Raw genomic sequence first — 15,033 nt, 5'->3', positions numbered from 1 at the left:
ACAGGCCTGTAAAGATTTAGTGGCCTTTCAATGGCATATCGGCCCGATCAACGGTGGATTTGCCTTGCATCGGTTGTATTGAAAGGCTAGCGCAAGGGCGCAAACGGGGCCGATGCTGCAATTCGCGGCGGACAAGAGGAAAGGCGACATGGTCAAGGAAACAGCCGGGCCGGCTGCGGACAAGAACCGCTACAGCCTCTCCGAACATGTCTTCACTGCACCCAATCTGGAACCCGCGCTCTACATCGTGTCCACGCCGATCGGCAACCTCGGCGATATCACCGTCAGGGCCCTGGAAACGCTTGCTGCAGCAAGCGTAATCGCTTGCGAGGATACGCGGGTCACGGCAACGCTCACCCAGCGGTTTTCGCTGAAGACGCCGCTTCTCCCCTATCACGAACACAATGCCGACAAGCAGCGGCCGAAGATCCTGGAAGCTCTGGCGGAAGGCCGCGCCGTGGCGCTGGTGTCCGATGCTGGCACGCCCCTGGTTTCCGACCCGGGCTACCGGCTGGTGCGTGATGTGGTCGCAGAAGGGCATAAAGTCATCCCGATCCCCGGTGCGTCGGCGCCGCTGGCTGGCCTTGTCGCGGCGGGTCTGCCGAGCGACACGGTGCTTTTCGCCGGCTTCCTGCCTCAAAAGGGAGGCCCGAAGACCCGGCGGCTGGAAGAGCTGGCCAAGGTGCCTTCGACGCTGATTTTCTTTGAATCGCCCCACCGCACCGCCGCGACCCTGACGCTGATGGCGGAACTGCTCGGCCCCGGCCGCGAAGCCGTCGTTGCGCGCGAGCTAACCAAGCGGTTCGAAACCTTCGAGCGTGGCACTCTGGAAGACCTGAGCACCCGGTTCGAGGGCCGGCAGGTAAAGGGTGAAATCGTCATTCTTGTCGGTCCGCCGGAAGACAAGCCGGAAGCCGAGGTGGACGATCTGGATGCCTTGCTGAGTGAGGCGCTCACCGAAATGCCGGTCAGTGCCGCGGCCAAGAAAATCTCGAAAGCGACGGGGCTTGACCGCAACGAGGTCTATAAGCGCGCGCTGGAACTGAAGGCGGACGACGCCTGATGGCACGTCGTCCCGGCGGAGCCGGAAGGCAACCGGCAGAAACCGATCGCCGCCGCCAGGCACATGCCCTGGGCCTTTCTGCCGAAACCCTTGCCGCCTGGTACCTGCGCCTCACCGGCTGGCGCATTCTCAAGCGGCGCTACAAGACCAAGGCCGGCGAAATCGATCTCATCGCCAAGCGGCGCAAGACAGTCGCCTTCATCGAGGTCAAGGCCCGTAAATCGCGGCAGGCGGCGCTGGAAGCCGTCACGCCCGCCAGCCAGAAGCGCATCTCGCGTGCCGCGAAGATCTTCGTCACGGAACACCCGAAGGCCGGGTTCTTCATCCTGCGCTTCGATATTATCGTCGTCCGGCCCCGCGCGTTGCCCGAGCGGATCGTGAATGCGTTTCAGGCCTGGGAGTAGTTCGGGAAGCAATTTTTTGGCTGCCGAGAAAATTCACCTTCGGCGTCACGCCGGACAAACGCAGCGCAGATCCGGGGCTTACTCGCTGTCCTGCTTGCTCACAGTGGTCTCAATGTCCCGGATATTTGCGTCGCCTTGCGAGCGCTCTTGAAACGAACAGGCCCCGGGTCTCCCGTCGGTCGCCGGGGTGACACTGACTATGGCCGAGAGACTTCACCTCATTTGCCGGTGCCCGGAGCCACAGGAACCGAACTCGGATCCTTCTGACCTCCCCCTCTGGACAAAGCCGACTGCGCACCGCATATCTGGACCAATCGTTCTGAAAATCCCAAAGGCGCTCAAGCGGCGCCGCCCGCCGGGAGTTGCCTCATGGCTTTGAAAGTTGCGGTCCAGATGGACCATGTTTCGTCTATCAACATTGCCGGCGACAGCGCCTTCGCAATGATGCTGGAAGCACAGTCTCGCGGACATGAACTTTATCACTACACGCCGGACCGTCTGGCGATGCGCGGTGACGAAGTGTTCTGCGCACTGGAGCCGATCGAAGTGCGCGATGTGAAGGGTGATCACTTCACATTGGGTGAAAAGAGCCGGTTCAACATGCGCGAGATGGACGTGGTGCTGATGCGCCAGGACCCGCCGTTTGACCTCTCCTACATCGCCGCGACCCACATTCTGGAAAAGATCCATCCGGACACTCTGGTGGTCAACGATCCTGCAGCCGTTCGCAACGCGCCGGAAAAGCTGTTCGTGACCGAATTCGCCGACCTGATGCCGCCGACCCTGATCACCAAGGACAAGTCGGAAATCGATCTGTTCCGGAAGGAATACGGCGACATCGTCATGAAGCCGCTGTTCGGCCATGGTGGCGCGGCTGTCTTCCGCATCACCCAGGATGACCTCAACTACGGTTCGCTCTACGACTTCTTTGCCGCGACCTTCCGCGAGCCCTGGGTCATTCAGCAGTTCCTGCCCAATGTGAAGCACGGCGACAAGCGCATCCTGCTGGTAGATGGCCAGTTCGCCGGTGCGGTCAACCGCGTTCCGGCCGCGGGCGACCTGCGCTCCAACATGGTGCGGGGCGGTGCGCCGACCGACAGTGAGCTGACCGAGCGCGAACGCGAGATCTGTGCGCGCCTCGGGCCTTCGCTGAAGGAGAAGGGCCTGATCCTGGTGGGGATCGATGTCATCGACGGCAACCTGACAGAAATCAACGTCACCGCCCCCACAGGCATCCGCGCCATCCGCAATCTCGGCGGACCGGATGTGGCTGGCATGGTCTGGGACGTTCTGGAAGCGAAGGTGAAGGGCTGAGCTGTCCTTCCCGCCAGCCAGTTCGAATATCCGCTTGACCTCAATTTAGGTTGAGGTTGTAGAGCTTTTTCTCCTTTCAAATCCCAAGGTGAAAAGCATGAAATCGGACACGGAATCCCGGCCTATCTACCGCGTTGACCGCTTTGAAGTGCCGCTCGAGGCGCGAGACGTTCTGCTGGAACGGCTCAATGTCATTCGCGGCCTGCTTCAGAACATCGAAGGGTGCCGCCAGAACCTTGTGCTTGAGCAACCTTCCGGCGAGGGGATGGCAAAATTCGTCACCTTTGTCGAATGGCAGAACGAAGAGGTCTTTCTGGAGGCGAAGGCCCGGATTGCAGACGAATACCGCAAGGTCGCGTTCGACCCGCAGGCCTTCCTGCAGCAAATCGGTGCAAAGGCAGTCATGGCGAACATGAACGCTGTCTGATGTCTGTCGGTACGAACGGGAATACCCGCATGCGGAGGTCGCGCACACAGCCCGCGCCAAGGCAAAAAAAACCTCCGCATGGGGGTGCGGAGGTATAAAGAGTTTGTGCTTAGACAATGCAACAGAGGGCCTACTCGGCAGCCTCTGTATGTAAAACCCGTTCCACATGGAATCGTTCCTTGGAAAAACGTGATTCACGTGAAATTTTTCAAGTTTCTACTTCAGGCTGTCGTTATCGTATTGAAAAGACGGGATTAATCCGGCCAAGGACGCTCAAGATTTTTTTCCATTGATACCCGCTGAAACCCCGGATCGCGCTGTCAGCGAGGCGCAACACCCGGAAATGGCGTGACTTTTCGTGTTCCCCTGGGGCATGTCGCTTGGCAGGGCGGCCACTCCTTCGGGCCGTGCAAACAAGATCAAGTCCTGAGCTAGGTCCGAGCTTTGCTGCGTCGGAAAAAGAATAATCTGGCCCGCAGGGCAAAACAAAGGCCGCTTTCCCGAAGGACAGCGGCCTTTCAGAAGCAACCTGCAAGTGGGATTATTCGGCTGCTTCAGTCTTGATGACGCCGCGGCGGATCTGGTCTTCCTCGATCGATTCGAACAGGGCGCGGAAATTGCCTTCGCCAAATCCTTCGTCACCCTTGCGCTGGATGAACTCGAAGAAGATCGGGCCGATCACGGTCTTGGAGAAGATCTGCAGCAGGATCTTGGTCATGCCGCCGTCGATCACACCCTCACCATCGATCAGGATGCCGTGGCGCTTCATCCGCTCGATCGGCTCGTCGTGGCCGTTCACCCGGGCATGGGACATCTCGTAATAGGTTTCCGGCGGGCCGGGCATGAATTTCAGGCCGTTGTCCGCCAGAAGGTCCGTGCTCTGGTAGATGTTGTCCGTGCCGACAGCAATGTGCTGGATGCCTTCGCCGTTGTACTTCTTCAGGTATTCCTCGATCTGGCTGGTATCGTCCTTGGATTCGTTCAGCGGAATACGGATCTTGCCGCAAGGGCTGGTGATCGCGCGGCTGACGAGACCGGTGATCCGCCCGTCGATGTCGAAGAAATGGATCTGTTTGAAGTTGAACAGGTCGCGATAGAAGTCCCACCACTTGTCCATGTTGCCGCGATAGACGTTGTGGGTGAGGTGGTCGAGATAGTAGAAACCGACGCCCTGCGGCTTCGGGTCGAACTCGCCCAGCCAGTTGAATTCCCTGGAATAGGCCGAGCCTTTGGCGCCGTAGGTATCCACGAAATAAAGCAGCGAGCCGCCAATGCCAACAATTGCCGGAACGTCCAGGGTCTTGTCGTCGCCTTCATAAGGCGTCGCGCCCTTGGCAACCGCATGCTCGAACGCCTTTTGCGCATCGACGACGCGCCAGGCCATGGCAGGCGCGCACGGGCCGTGCGTGTCCACGAACTTCATGCCGAAGCTGCCCGGTTCGGCATTCAGCACGTATGTGACGTCACCCTGGCGATAGAGTGTGATGTTCTTGCTCTTGTGCTTTGCAACGGGGAGGTAGCCCATCTTGCGGAACAGTTCGTCCAGCTTTTCCGGTTCCGGATGGGCGAATTCGACAAATTCGAAGCCATCGGTCCCTGCCGGATTTTCAGACGTGATCTGTGCCGGCGGCGCGTCGTGCGGGAACGGTCCCATGAAAGTCCTCCTCGGTAAAACGGGTCATTGTAGCCAGAATGCCGCGAAGGGCGCGCAGTGTGTGTGCAATCCACGTGTTTTCGCGTAAGATGATGCACGAAACATGCAGGATATTACGGAGTAACGCATGACCATTGCGCTGGATGGCTTTGATGTGAAGCTGCTCGCCGCCTTGCAGAACAATGCCGCCCTCACCAATGCCGAACTTGGCGACGTGATCGGCCTGTCCGCAAGCCAGGTTTCCAGGCGACGGCAGAAACTGGAAGAAGCGGGTGTCATCCGCCGGTACCGGGCGGCACTGGATCCGGAAGCCCTGGGTCTGATGGTGACGGCCTATGTCGGCGTGACACTTGGCGCGCATTCCAGGGAAAACGCCCGCAAGTTCCGCAACATGGTGACCGCTATGCCGGAAGTGCAGGAGGCCCACACGCTGACCGGCGATGTCGATTACATGCTGAAGATCGTGGTGCCGGACCTGAAGGCGCTCAGTCACATCATCAACGACGAGCTACTGCCTCAGGAGGCGGTCCATCATGTGCGTTCGTCCATTGCCATGGAAACCTTGAAGGACGACAATCTGCTGCCGCTGAAATGACCGCTCAAAGCCCCAGCCAGCCCATGAGATCGGTCCAGAAATCCTTGCGCAGGCCTTTGAGATCCGGTGCCGGGTTGCCGTATGGGTCCGCCAGGCAGACATCTGAAAACCCGGTCTTGCCGGAGAGAAGACATCGCTCCGGTTCACAGGTGATCGTGTCGGAGAGATAGATCCGTTTTCCCGCAAAGGTCTTGAATGCGAGTTCCGGTTTGTCCTGCCTTGTTCCCGAGGTGAAGACATAGGTCGGAAACTCGCTGCCGCGCGGCTGGCCGCGGTCCTGGATCGCATGGATGTACAGCAGGCTTCCGGGCGCGTCTTCACGCGAGCAGCCCTTGATATTAAAGGCATAAAGATTGCCGGTCGTGCTTTCGCCTGCATCGGCAAGCGTGCGCGAATAGGCGCTCAGCAGATCCTCCTGCCAGATCTTGCGGTAGGTATCGGCCTCGTCGTTCAGCGACAGGGCATGCGCACTCCCGCTCCCCAAAGTCCCGGCGATGAGGCAGCATCGCAGGGAAAGACTGCGGACTGAGGCGAGGAAGTTCAAGATTGTTCTCGTTGTTGTCTGGAAGACAAGCTTTGTGGATTGGAGAAGTGTGACCGAGTGTAACGCAAACTTGCGTCCCTTGCAGAAAATCCCATTTGATAGTGCAACCGTGATTTAAGCCGTTCCACGCGGCAATTTTAAGGAGCCGAATATGTTCGACGCAAAATCCTTGCTGGATCAGTTTCTGGGGACCCAGGGCGGTGGTCAATCCGGCCAGCGCGGGACTGCCCGCAAGGGCGGATCCGGTGATCTCCTGTCCCAGGGCAAGGATTTTCTGTCGTCCCAGGGTGGCGGTCTGGCACTCGGCAGCCTGGCCGGTCTCATGCTTGGCAGCAAGAGCGGACGCAAGCTCGGCAAGAAGGCAGTCACCTACGGCGGCCTCGCACTGGTTGCCGGCCTTGCCTACAAGGCCTACCAGGGCCACAAGGCCAACCAGCAGAACGCACCGCGCCCACAGTATCCGGCCGATGATCCGATCCCGCTGGAAGCACCGCGCGGCACCGCCTTCGATCCGTGCGAGCATCCGGGCGGCGAACATCAGGCCGCAATCGCTCTGTTGACCGCAATGATCTCCGCCGCAAAGGCCGACGGTCACATTGATCGCGACGAACAGGACCGGATCTTCGACAAGATCGACGAGGCCGGACTGGACAGCGAGGCGAAGGCGTTCCTGATGGACGAATTGCGTTCGCCGCTTGATCTGGACAAGGTCGTGGCCAGTGCAACCTGTGAGGAGACTGCGGCCGAAATCTACGCCGCGTCGCGTCTTGCCATCGATCCGGATCATCCGGCGGAAAAGGCTTACCTGCAGATGCTCGCTGCCCGGCTTGGTCTGGAAGACGGCCTCGTTCAGGAGATCGAATACGCCGTTCGCGAAGCGCAGATGGCGGGATGACCGGCAAAACGGCGTAAATAAAATCGGGCGTCCCGTGACCACAGATCACGGGACGCCCTGAATAACCGGCACATGCCGCGCGGCTGTCGAAAAGGCAAGCCGCGAAGCGAGCCTAAAGGCACGCAGCCCTGTGGGGGGAGCCGCACACCACCCCTGGCCGGCTATTTCCCGGTGTTCTCCTCGATCAGCTCGATGGCGCGATTGTAAAGCCCTGTGCCGTCCATGCCTTTTTCGTCCATTTCGGCCACCCATTTTTCAATCGTCGGTGCCGAGGCTTCCTTCCAGCGGGCAACCTCTTCCGGTGGAAGGACAATCATCGTCGCCCCCTTCTCGATCGCTTCGTCGCGAGGCTTGGCATCGTCCCGCTGCATCTGGCCACCTGCGAATCCGGACAGTTCAAGACCGGAGTTCTTGTCGATGATCGCCTTCAGGTCGTCGGGCAGTCCGTCATAGGCGGCCCGGTTCATGCCCAGCACGAAGGTTGCCGTGTAAAGAGCATCGTCACCGAAGTCCGTGTGGTTGCTGACGAGTTCGTTGATCTTGAGTGCGCCGGTCACCTCCCACGGCACCACGGTGGCATCGATAACGCCCTTGGAAAGGGCTTCCGGAACCGCCGGCACAGGCATGCCGACAGGTGTTGCCCCGAGTGAACTGAACATGTCGTTGGTCACCCGCGTCGGGGCCCGCAGCTTCACGCCGTTCAGGTCATCGAGCGAGTCGATCGGGTCCTTGGAATGGATCAGCCCGGGTCCATGCACCCAGAGCCCCAGAACCTTCATGTCCTTGAAGTCCTGGTCCAGCATGGTTTCCTCCGCCAGTTGCCAGAAGGCACGCGACACGGCCTCGGCATTGGTCATGACGAAGGGCAGTTCGAAGACTTCCGTCCTTGGAAAGCGGCCGGGCGTATAGCCAGGCAAGGTCCAGACGATGTCGGCGATGCCGTCGATGGCCTGGTCGACCAGTTCCGGCGGCTTGCCGCCAAGCTGCATGGCCGGGAAATGCTGGAACTCGATCCGCCCGCCCGATTCTTCCTCGATCCTGGCCATCCACGGTTCAAGGATGTTCTTCGGCACACTGGCTTGCGCCGGCAACATCTGGTGCAGCCGCAGCGTGACCTCCGCTGCCACGGCCTGGCCTGCCGTAAGGCTCAGTGAAAGCGCTGCCACGGCAACCGCTCCCACGGTGACCGCACCTGCGGCCACCGATCTCATCATCCGGTACTTCGACATGGTTTCCTCCCTTGTTCGAAATCGTTTCCTCACGCCTGCTCGTCCGGCAGATGCACCACCAGTCCGTCGAGCGCACCGGTCAGCCTGATCTGGCAGGACAGGCGGGATGTTTCGCGCAAGTCGGCGGCCGCGCATTCCAGCATGATTTCCTCGCCGTCCGTGCGCGCGCCGGTCTTGTCGCTCCACGCCTCGTCCACGTAGCAATGGCAGGTGGCGCACATCATCGCGCCGCCGCATTCGGCAAAGATGCCATCGACCCCGTGGCTGACAGCCGTTTCCATGACGCTCGCCCCTTCGCTCGCATCTATGGTCTTCCGGCTGCCGTTCGGCTGGACGAAGGTGATCTGCACCATGCGGTTTTCCTTTCAGCCGGCTCTAACCCGGCCGGTTGGTTTCTTTATGTCAGTTCAGTTTGACGGGCAGGTTCAGGGGGCCACGGAAACCGAAACCGCTCCAGACAACGTCTTCGGGCTTGTCCAGCGTCATGCCGGGGAACCGTTCGAACAGCATCGGCAGCATGATTTCCCCGACGGTCCGCCGCGAGATATGGGCGCCGGCACAATGGTGCGGGCCGTTGCCGAAGGCCTGATGCGGCGCTTTCTTTCGAAAGACGTTGAAGGATTCGCCGTCCTCGTAGAGATCCTCGTCGCGATTGGCCGAGGCCTGGATGGTCATCAGTGTCACGCCTTCGGGAATGTCGATGCCGTCGATTTCCAGGTCCCGCGTCGCCCGGCGAGACGACGCCTGGATCGGCGCGACCCAGCGGACACCTTCCTCGAATGCATCCGCCCAGGCGTTCTGCCGCTTCACTTCCTCAAGCTGGTCCGGATTTGTCAGCAGGCCATAGATGATGGTTGCCAGCGCATCGCGCGGCTCGTTGATGCCGCCACCGATGGCAATCTTGATGTTGGCGTAGATCTGGCTTCTGGGAATCGGGTCGCGGGCATTCAGCATGACGGAGAACGCGGAGTTGTTGGGCTCTGCCAGATGCCGGGCAATCAGGCTGTCGAACACGGCATCCATTTCGGCATTGGCCGCATCGGACCGGGCAAACGGTTCATCCGCGAAGCCGAAATTGCCGGCGCCGTCGATCAGCACCTGCGACCAGCGCTGCATGTCGGCGTCGCCGACTTCGTCGAGACCCAGGATGTGCGCGAGGATCCGTGCCGCCACCGGTCCGCACAGGTCGGTGAAGAGGTCGACAGTTTCGCCTCGTGGCAGCCGGTCGAGATACTCCGCGGCAATCTTGCGGTAGAGATCGGCCCAGTCTGTCTTGATGACCTTGGGCGAGAATGCCGGCTGCATGGCCATGCGCTCGCGCCGGTGTTCCTCGCCGTCCTTGCGCATCAGCGTGTGGGCCAGAAAGGCGCGCCGCATCGGTGTGACAGGATCGTCCGAACTGTAAAGCTCGGGATCGTCCTTCACCATCTTGGTGTGTTTCGCCTTGGTCAGAAAGATACGGTTTGCCGCCGGAACCTGAACGATCGGCGTTTCGGCCCGCATCCGTTTGTAGATCGGATAGGGGTCGCGCGTCAGGTCCGCAAGCGTCAGCGTTTCGTCGACAGGTGCGACCGCCATCTGCCTTCTCCTCCCAAATCCGGCACTGACGGCAGGTTAAGCGGGCGGAATAATATCAAGCAATACGATTGACTTTATAGTTGTCATCGAATTTTTTGATTTTACAAACCGTGGCGAGTGTTCTTGCCGGATCCGGGAGGAAATTGCCGATGCCGGGCGATCCGTTGGAAGTCGATTTTCGGGCGCTGCAGGTCTTGGTCTGGGTGCACCAGCTCCGTTCGTTCACGCGTGCGGCGGAAGAACTCGGCGTCAATCAGTCAGCGGTCAGCTACACGATCAACAAGTTGCGGGACGTGTTTCAGGATCCGCTATTCGTCCGTCAGGCCCGTCGGCTCCACCCGACGCAACGCTGCGAAGATATCGTCCATCAGGCCAAACGGTTGACGGCCGAGTTCCGGCAACTGGTCGCTCCACCTGATTTCGATCCGAAGACGGCGGCGCAGACCTTCACCATCGCCTGCAACTTCTATGAACGCGTGCTGATCATTCCGGAAATCGTTCATTTTCTGAAACGCGAAGCGCCCAACCTGGACCTGGAGATCATCGATGCGTCGGGGATCGGTCACGAGCGCCTGCTTCGCAATGAGGCGGATCTCCTGCTTGGTCCGTTCGAACGGTCGGACCCGCATTTCTACAGGCGCGACCTCTATCAGGATCGCTACGTCTGCCTGCTCGATCCGGATCACCCGAAAGCCGGAGCGGCACTGAGCCTGGACGATTATCTGGATCTCGACCACGTGCTCGTCACCTACGGCGGTCAATGGCGGTCGCGCTACATCATCGAGCTTGAGCGCATGAACAAGGACTTGAAAGTCGCCTTGCGTGTGCCGAGCCCGGCCGGGCTGGAGCGTCTGGTTGCCGGATCGAACCTCGTCGCCACGGTGCCGGAACGGCTGTCCAGATCAGTTGCGGATGGACTTCTTGTAGTTCCCTGCCCGGTCGAAACGTCGGTGACGATCAGTCTCGTGTGGACCACGCTCAACCACCGTGCACCGCTGCACATGTGGGTGCGCGACATGGTCTACCGGCTGAACACACGCGCCCGGAAGGCGGATGATCCGCCTTCCGGACTGGGTATCTCGCGGTAACAGGCTTTCAGCCGGTCTCCGTTACGCGGGGCTCGGCCCGACATAATGCGACGATGGCCGGATCAACTTTCCGGTTTCCTGCTGTTCCAGAACATGGGCGCACCAGCCCGGTGTCCGGCCGACAGCAAACAGCGGCGTGAACAGGGTCCGGTCGATGCCGATCGCGTCCAGCAGGACGGCGGTATAGAACTCCACGTTGGTTTCCAACGGCCGGTCGGGCTTGGCAGTTTTCAGTGCGGCAAGCGCTGCCTGTTCAATCTCCTCCGCCAGACGCACTTTCGGGTTCTCAGGCCCAAGCAGGCGCAGCCCTGCCTTCAGGACGTCCGCGCGCGGATCCCTTGTCCTGTAGATCCGGTGACCGAAACCCATCAGCCGCTCCTTGCGTGCCAAGGCTTCGCCAATCCAGGCAGCTGCGTTTTCCGGACTGCCGATCGCATCGATCATGTCCAGCACTGGGCCAGGCGCGCCGCCATGCAGCGGCCCGCTGAGCGCGCCCATCGCACCAAGCACGGCCTGTTTCAGGTTCGCCTGGGTCGAGCCGATCACGCGCGCCGTGAAGGTGGAAGCGTTCAGCCCGTGATCCAGGATTGTCACCAGATAGCGATTGAGCGCGGCGGCATGGTCGGCAGGCGGCAGCTCGCCTGTCAGCATGCGCAGAAGATCGGTCGCGGTCTCCAGAGTGCTGTCCGGTACGATCGGCGTCTGTCCCCTGGCAATCCGGTGAGAGGCGGCCAGAAAGACGGGCAATGCGCCGCTGATCGCAATCGCGTCGGGCAGGCCGGTGGACATCGGCAAGGCAGCCAGGCCCAGCTGCATGCGTTCATAAACGCCGAGGCTGGAAGGGGCAGCTTCAAGAACCGGCATGACGGCAAAAGCAGCCCGCCGGGCTTCCCCGAAAACCTCACGCAGGGAAGAAGCCTCAGGCATCTGAAAATCCTGCCACAGATGCCGGACGGCCTCCTCGAAGCTCAGCTTGCCGGCCAGATCTTCGATATGGCGGCCATAGAGGATGAGGACACCCTCTTGGCCGTCGACATGGCTGAGCATGGTTGTGGCTGCAACAACGCCCTCCAAACCGGCAATCGGGTCCGGCGTCATCCGGGCGGGGTTCGGCGCTTCGGTCATGGCTATCTCCTTTTCTTTCCCGGTCAGATAGAAAGAGAAGATTGCATTGATCAATGTTGATAATTAAAATCAATGTATGAGCAAGCCAATCTACCTGTCCGCCCGTGAAGCCGCCGCCGAACTCGGTGTTCAGCCGGCAACCCTCTACGCCTATGTCAGCCGGGGGCTGATCAATTCCGTTGCCGGTCCGGGCAAGCAGCGCCGCTACGACGCGGTGGATGTGCGCCGCATGAAAGGCCGCAAGGCTGCCGACGACTACTCCGGTGCGCGGCCCCTGACCGGCGACCCGGTGCTGGAAACCGAACTGACGCTGATTTCGGAAGCCGGTCCGGTCTATCGTGGCCGGCCCGCGGTCGATCTGGCGCAAACCTCCACGCTTGAAACCGTGGCCACCCTGCTCTGGGCGTCGCAGGAGGACCCGTTTGCCGAAAGCGCTCCATTGCCCCCGCCCGACCTGCCGGAAGGGCTTGCGCCGCTGGACCGGCTGATGGTCGCGCTTGCCGCCTGGCCGCTGCAGGACAAGGCGGCTTACACGCAGGCACCCAAGCTTCTGCAGGTGAAAGGCGCTGCCCTGCTGCGCTACGCGGTTGCAGCTCTCCTCAACGCAGATCCGGTCGACGTGCCGATCCACACGCAGATTGCCAACGCTTTCGGCGTATCGTCTTCAGCGAAGAACGTGATCCGGGCGGCGCTGATCCTGTGTGCCGATCACGAGCTCAACACCAGTGCCTTCGCGACGCGCTGCGCTGCCTCCACCCGGGCACCCCTCCACGCAGCCCTCATTTCCGGTCTGGGGGCTTTTGCCGGTCCGCGCCACGGTGCTGCATCCGACAGGACAACGGCATGGCTGTCCGATGTCGGACCGGACACCGACATAGAAACCCTGCTTTCGGACCGGTTGAGCCGGGGCGAGCCCCTGCCCGGCTTCGGTCACACGATCTACCGCGGGCCGGATCCGCGCGCCGCTTGCCTGCTCGACGTGCTTTACCGCAGCGAGCCCGCGCACCCCTTCGTCCAGCGTCTGCCCGGTTTGATTACGGTCGCGCGTGACCTGTTCGGCGAAGCGCCGAACATCGATCTCGCTCTGGCGGCCACACAAAAGACCTATGACCTGCCGAAGGACGCCGGCAAGATCATCTTCTGCGCTGCCCGCATGACCGGATGGATCGCTCATGCACTGGAGCAATACGCGGCGCCGGAACAGATCCGGCCTCGGGCCGCCTATGTCGGCGAGCGACCGGAATAAGCCTGGTCACTTTTGCGGGATGCTTGTATCGGGGCGTCTTTGCGACTACTTGTAACGGGCACCTTCGAGGTGCGTCCCATGGAGATTGGATGTCAGAGATTGCGTGAGCAGGCTCTCTGAAGATCAGAGAGCCTTGAATACATGAACCGGTGCCTTGGCGGGCGCCTGATGACGTGTGTTTAATTCACGAGACAATCCAATGGTACGGAACTATTCCGACTTCTTTCCCGCACGCCCTAAAAACGATGGGCCGGACAAAAACACTTCACGACTTCTTTCACTTGGCTGGCGGCCCTATTTTGCACAACAGATCAGCTCCGACGAGCTGACGGCAACACCGCCCGTCCGGGTTGTCGAGGTCCATCGAAACGCGTTTCACGTGGTCGGCGAAGGGCTTGACGAAGCGATCCTGCCTGTCAGGAACGCCACGGTAGGCGACTGGTTGCTGCTGGACCGCGCTCATCCGCCATCAAGCCGGGTGCTGGAGCGGCAGAGCCTGCTCAAGCGTCGTGCACCCGGAACCGATCGACAGATCCAGCTGATCGCAGCCAACCTCGACACGGTGTTCGTGGTGTCTTCCTGCAATCAGGACTTCAATGTTGCCCGGCTGGAGCGGTACATCGCGCTTGCGTTCGAAGCCGGTATCGATCCGGTGATCGTCCTGACCAAGTCGGATCTGGCGAGCGATCCGGAAAACTATGTCGATCAGGCTCGGACGATTTCGAATTCGGTTCCGGTCGTGACGCTGGACGCGCGCGGCGATGAGCCGGGCCTGAAACTCGCGGCCTGGTGCAAGCCGGGCAAAACAGTTGCCTTCCTTGGCTCTTCGGGCGTCGGCAAGTCGACGCTTACCAACGCGCTGTCCGGCACCGAGGACATAGCCACGCAGGCTATTCGCGAAGACGATGCCAAGGGCCGTCACACGACGACCCACCGGCAACTCCACGTGGTTCCAGGCGGTTGTCTGGTGCTGGATACACCGGGCATGCGTGAACTGCAGCTGACGGATGTGGCAGCCGGGATCGATGATCTGTTCTCGGATCTGAACGAACTGGCATCCCGTTGCCGCTTCAATGACTGCCGGCACGAGACGGAGCCCGGTTGCGCCGTTCAGGCCGCGCTGGCGGACGGCACCCTGGAACCTGGCCGGCTGAACAGGTGGCGAAAGCTGAAGGCGGAAGAAGCCTTCAACTCTGCAAGTCTGGCGGAGCGCAGGTCCAAGGACCGGGCATTCGGCAAGATGGTCCGAAGCGTCATGAAGCAGAAGAAGCAGAAAACCTGGGGTCCGGAGTAGCGGGTTTGGAAGGCCAAGGCTTACGTGGCTGCTGACATCCGGGGCCTGGCTCTGCCCGGCCCCGGATCAATGCTTTCCAGCGCACCCGGAGTTGGCAAGCAGCTTGGTCACAGTATCAGCCGCATGTGGACGATCCGCTTGTCGCCGCGCTGTTCCTCATGGGTTTCCGCGAAGCCCGCACGCTGGTACCAGGCGCGGTTTTCGGTCATGAGCACGTTGGTATAGAGCCGGATTTCGCTCAGCCCGAAGTCCGCTGCCCGCCGCCGCGCCCAGTCGAGCAGCTGCCTGCCACGGCCCTTGCCCTGCTCTTCCGGATCAACGGCAATGCTTTCGATCAGGAGATGGTCCGGATGCCGGATCAGAACAAGGCTGGCGGCAAGAGAGGTGCCGGAGCGGAGCACCCAGACGTCGTCCTGCCGGATATGGGCGGCATAATCGGCGGTCATTGGCACGGGCACGGCGTTGATGATCGGGATATAATGCGCATAGGCCCGCCGGGCGAGTTCGGTCATTGCGACTGCATCACCCGGGTTCGCCAGGTCAAAGCCTTTGGAAACCTGTTGGGCGTCCATTACGG

The 15,033-nt window shown here is 60.9% G+C and carries 16 protein-coding genes; 9 read left to right on the top strand and 7 right to left on the bottom strand.

Annotation, left to right across the window (positions count from 1 at the left end; translation table 11 throughout):
* Window positions 1-148 precede the first annotated feature (148 nt).
* The 4 genes from rsmI (at window position 149) to ACP90_RS00260 (ending at window position 3,208) form a co-directional block, all read left to right on the top strand.
* Entirely contained in the window at window positions 149-1,063 is a 915-nt protein-coding gene (gene rsmI / locus ACP90_RS00275) for a 16S rRNA (cytidine(1402)-2'-O)-methyltransferase (RefSeq protein WP_062491212.1), read from the top strand.
* A complete protein-coding gene (locus ACP90_RS00270) occupies window positions 1,063-1,467 on the top strand; it encodes a YraN family protein (protein ID WP_062485797.1) in 405 nt (134 codons plus the stop codon). Before rsmI ends, ACP90_RS00270 begins: the two co-directional genes overlap by 1 nt.
* A 369-nt stretch (window positions 1,468-1,836) precedes the next feature.
* On the top strand, window positions 1,837-2,781 hold the full coding sequence (gshB, locus tag ACP90_RS00265; protein WP_023002334.1) for a glutathione synthase: 945 nt from the start codon (window positions 1,837-1,839) through the stop codon (window positions 2,779-2,781).
* 97 nt (window positions 2,782-2,878) lie between these two features.
* Window positions 2,879-3,208 carry a hypothetical protein gene (locus ACP90_RS00260; protein ID WP_062485793.1) on the top strand — a complete coding sequence of 110 codons (330 nt, stop codon included), beginning with the start codon at window positions 2,879-2,881 and terminating at the stop codon, window positions 3,206-3,208.
* Between the two features lie 541 nt (window positions 3,209-3,749).
* On the opposite strand, the gene hppD is transcribed toward ACP90_RS00260, so the two are convergent.
* Entirely contained in the window at window positions 3,750-4,862 is a 1,113-nt protein-coding gene (gene hppD / locus ACP90_RS00255) for a 4-hydroxyphenylpyruvate dioxygenase (RefSeq protein WP_023002332.1), read from the bottom strand.
* Window positions 4,863-4,989: 127 nt separating this feature from the next.
* Here hppD and ACP90_RS00250 point away from each other — a divergent pair, with 127 nt between their 5' ends.
* A complete protein-coding gene (locus ACP90_RS00250) occupies window positions 4,990-5,457 on the top strand; it encodes an Lrp/AsnC family transcriptional regulator (protein ID WP_062485790.1) in 468 nt (155 codons plus the stop codon).
* 4 nt (window positions 5,458-5,461) lie between these two features.
* Here ACP90_RS00250 and ACP90_RS00245 read toward each other — a convergent pair whose 3' ends face one another.
* Window positions 5,462-6,001, bottom strand: coding sequence for a hypothetical protein (locus ACP90_RS00245; RefSeq protein ID WP_145903837.1), 540 nt, complete (start codon window positions 5,999-6,001; stop codon window positions 5,462-5,464).
* A 151-nt stretch (window positions 6,002-6,152) separates the two neighbouring features.
* Between ACP90_RS00245 and ACP90_RS00240 the strand changes: the two genes are divergently transcribed.
* The gene (locus tag ACP90_RS00240; RefSeq protein ID WP_023002329.1) at window positions 6,153-6,896 is read left to right on the top strand and encodes a tellurite resistance TerB family protein; all 744 of its coding nucleotides are present in this window, start codon (window positions 6,153-6,155) and stop codon (window positions 6,894-6,896) included.
* A gap of 161 nt (window positions 6,897-7,057) precedes the next feature.
* Here the strand turns inward: ACP90_RS00240 and ACP90_RS00235 are convergent, their stop codons facing one another.
* From ACP90_RS00235 to ACP90_RS00225, 3 genes are read right to left on the bottom strand one after another with little or no spacing between them, the layout of a single operon-like run.
* Window positions 7,058-8,125, bottom strand: coding sequence for a TRAP transporter substrate-binding protein (locus ACP90_RS00235; RefSeq protein WP_286145716.1), 1,068 nt, complete (start codon window positions 8,123-8,125; stop codon window positions 7,058-7,060).
* Between the two features lie 29 nt (window positions 8,126-8,154).
* Entirely contained in the window at window positions 8,155-8,478 is a 324-nt protein-coding gene (locus tag ACP90_RS00230) for a 2Fe-2S iron-sulfur cluster-binding protein (RefSeq protein WP_062485787.1), read from the bottom strand.
* A 49-nt stretch (window positions 8,479-8,527) separates the two neighbouring features.
* Window positions 8,528-9,703, bottom strand: a complete 1,176-nt coding sequence (locus ACP90_RS00225; RefSeq protein WP_062485782.1) for a cytochrome P450 — start codon at window positions 9,701-9,703, stop codon at window positions 8,528-8,530.
* 149 nt (window positions 9,704-9,852) lie between these two features.
* Between ACP90_RS00225 and ACP90_RS00220 the strand changes: the two genes are divergently transcribed.
* Window positions 9,853-10,791 carry a LysR family transcriptional regulator gene (locus tag ACP90_RS00220; protein ID WP_062485779.1) on the top strand — a complete coding sequence of 313 codons (939 nt, stop codon included), beginning with the start codon at window positions 9,853-9,855 and terminating at the stop codon, window positions 10,789-10,791.
* A 21-nt stretch (window positions 10,792-10,812) separates the two neighbouring features.
* Here the strand turns inward: ACP90_RS00220 and ACP90_RS00215 are convergent, their stop codons facing one another.
* Window positions 10,813-11,916: a citrate synthase/methylcitrate synthase gene (locus tag ACP90_RS00215; protein ID WP_062491208.1), complete on the bottom strand. Its 1,104-nt coding sequence runs from the start codon at window positions 11,914-11,916 to the stop codon at window positions 10,813-10,815.
* A 76-nt stretch (window positions 11,917-11,992) separates the two neighbouring features.
* On the opposite strand from ACP90_RS00215, the gene ACP90_RS00210 reads away from it, so the two are divergent.
* Together ACP90_RS00210 and rsgA are read left to right on the top strand one after the other, a co-directional pair.
* Window positions 11,993-13,162, top strand: a complete 1,170-nt coding sequence (locus ACP90_RS00210) for a citrate/2-methylcitrate synthase (protein WP_023002323.1) — start codon at window positions 11,993-11,995, stop codon at window positions 13,160-13,162.
* A 199-nt stretch (window positions 13,163-13,361) separates the two neighbouring features.
* Window positions 13,362-14,456, top strand: coding sequence for a ribosome small subunit-dependent GTPase A (gene rsgA / locus ACP90_RS00205; RefSeq protein ID WP_062485775.1), 1,095 nt, complete (start codon window positions 13,362-13,364; stop codon window positions 14,454-14,456).
* A 107-nt stretch (window positions 14,457-14,563) separates the two neighbouring features.
* Here the strand turns inward: rsgA and ACP90_RS00200 are convergent, their stop codons facing one another.
* Complete coding sequence (locus tag ACP90_RS00200; protein ID WP_062485772.1) at window positions 14,564-15,028, bottom strand: GNAT family N-acetyltransferase; 465 nt, start codon at window positions 15,026-15,028, stop codon at window positions 14,564-14,566.
* Window positions 15,029-15,033 lie beyond the last annotated feature (5 nt).

Origin of the sequence: Labrenzia sp. CP4 (assembly GCF_001579905.1) — a bacterium.
GTDB classification, from domain to species: domain Bacteria; phylum Pseudomonadota; class Alphaproteobacteria; order Rhizobiales; family Stappiaceae; genus Roseibium; species Roseibium algicola.
This window is presented reverse-complemented; position numbering and strand designations above follow the sequence as displayed.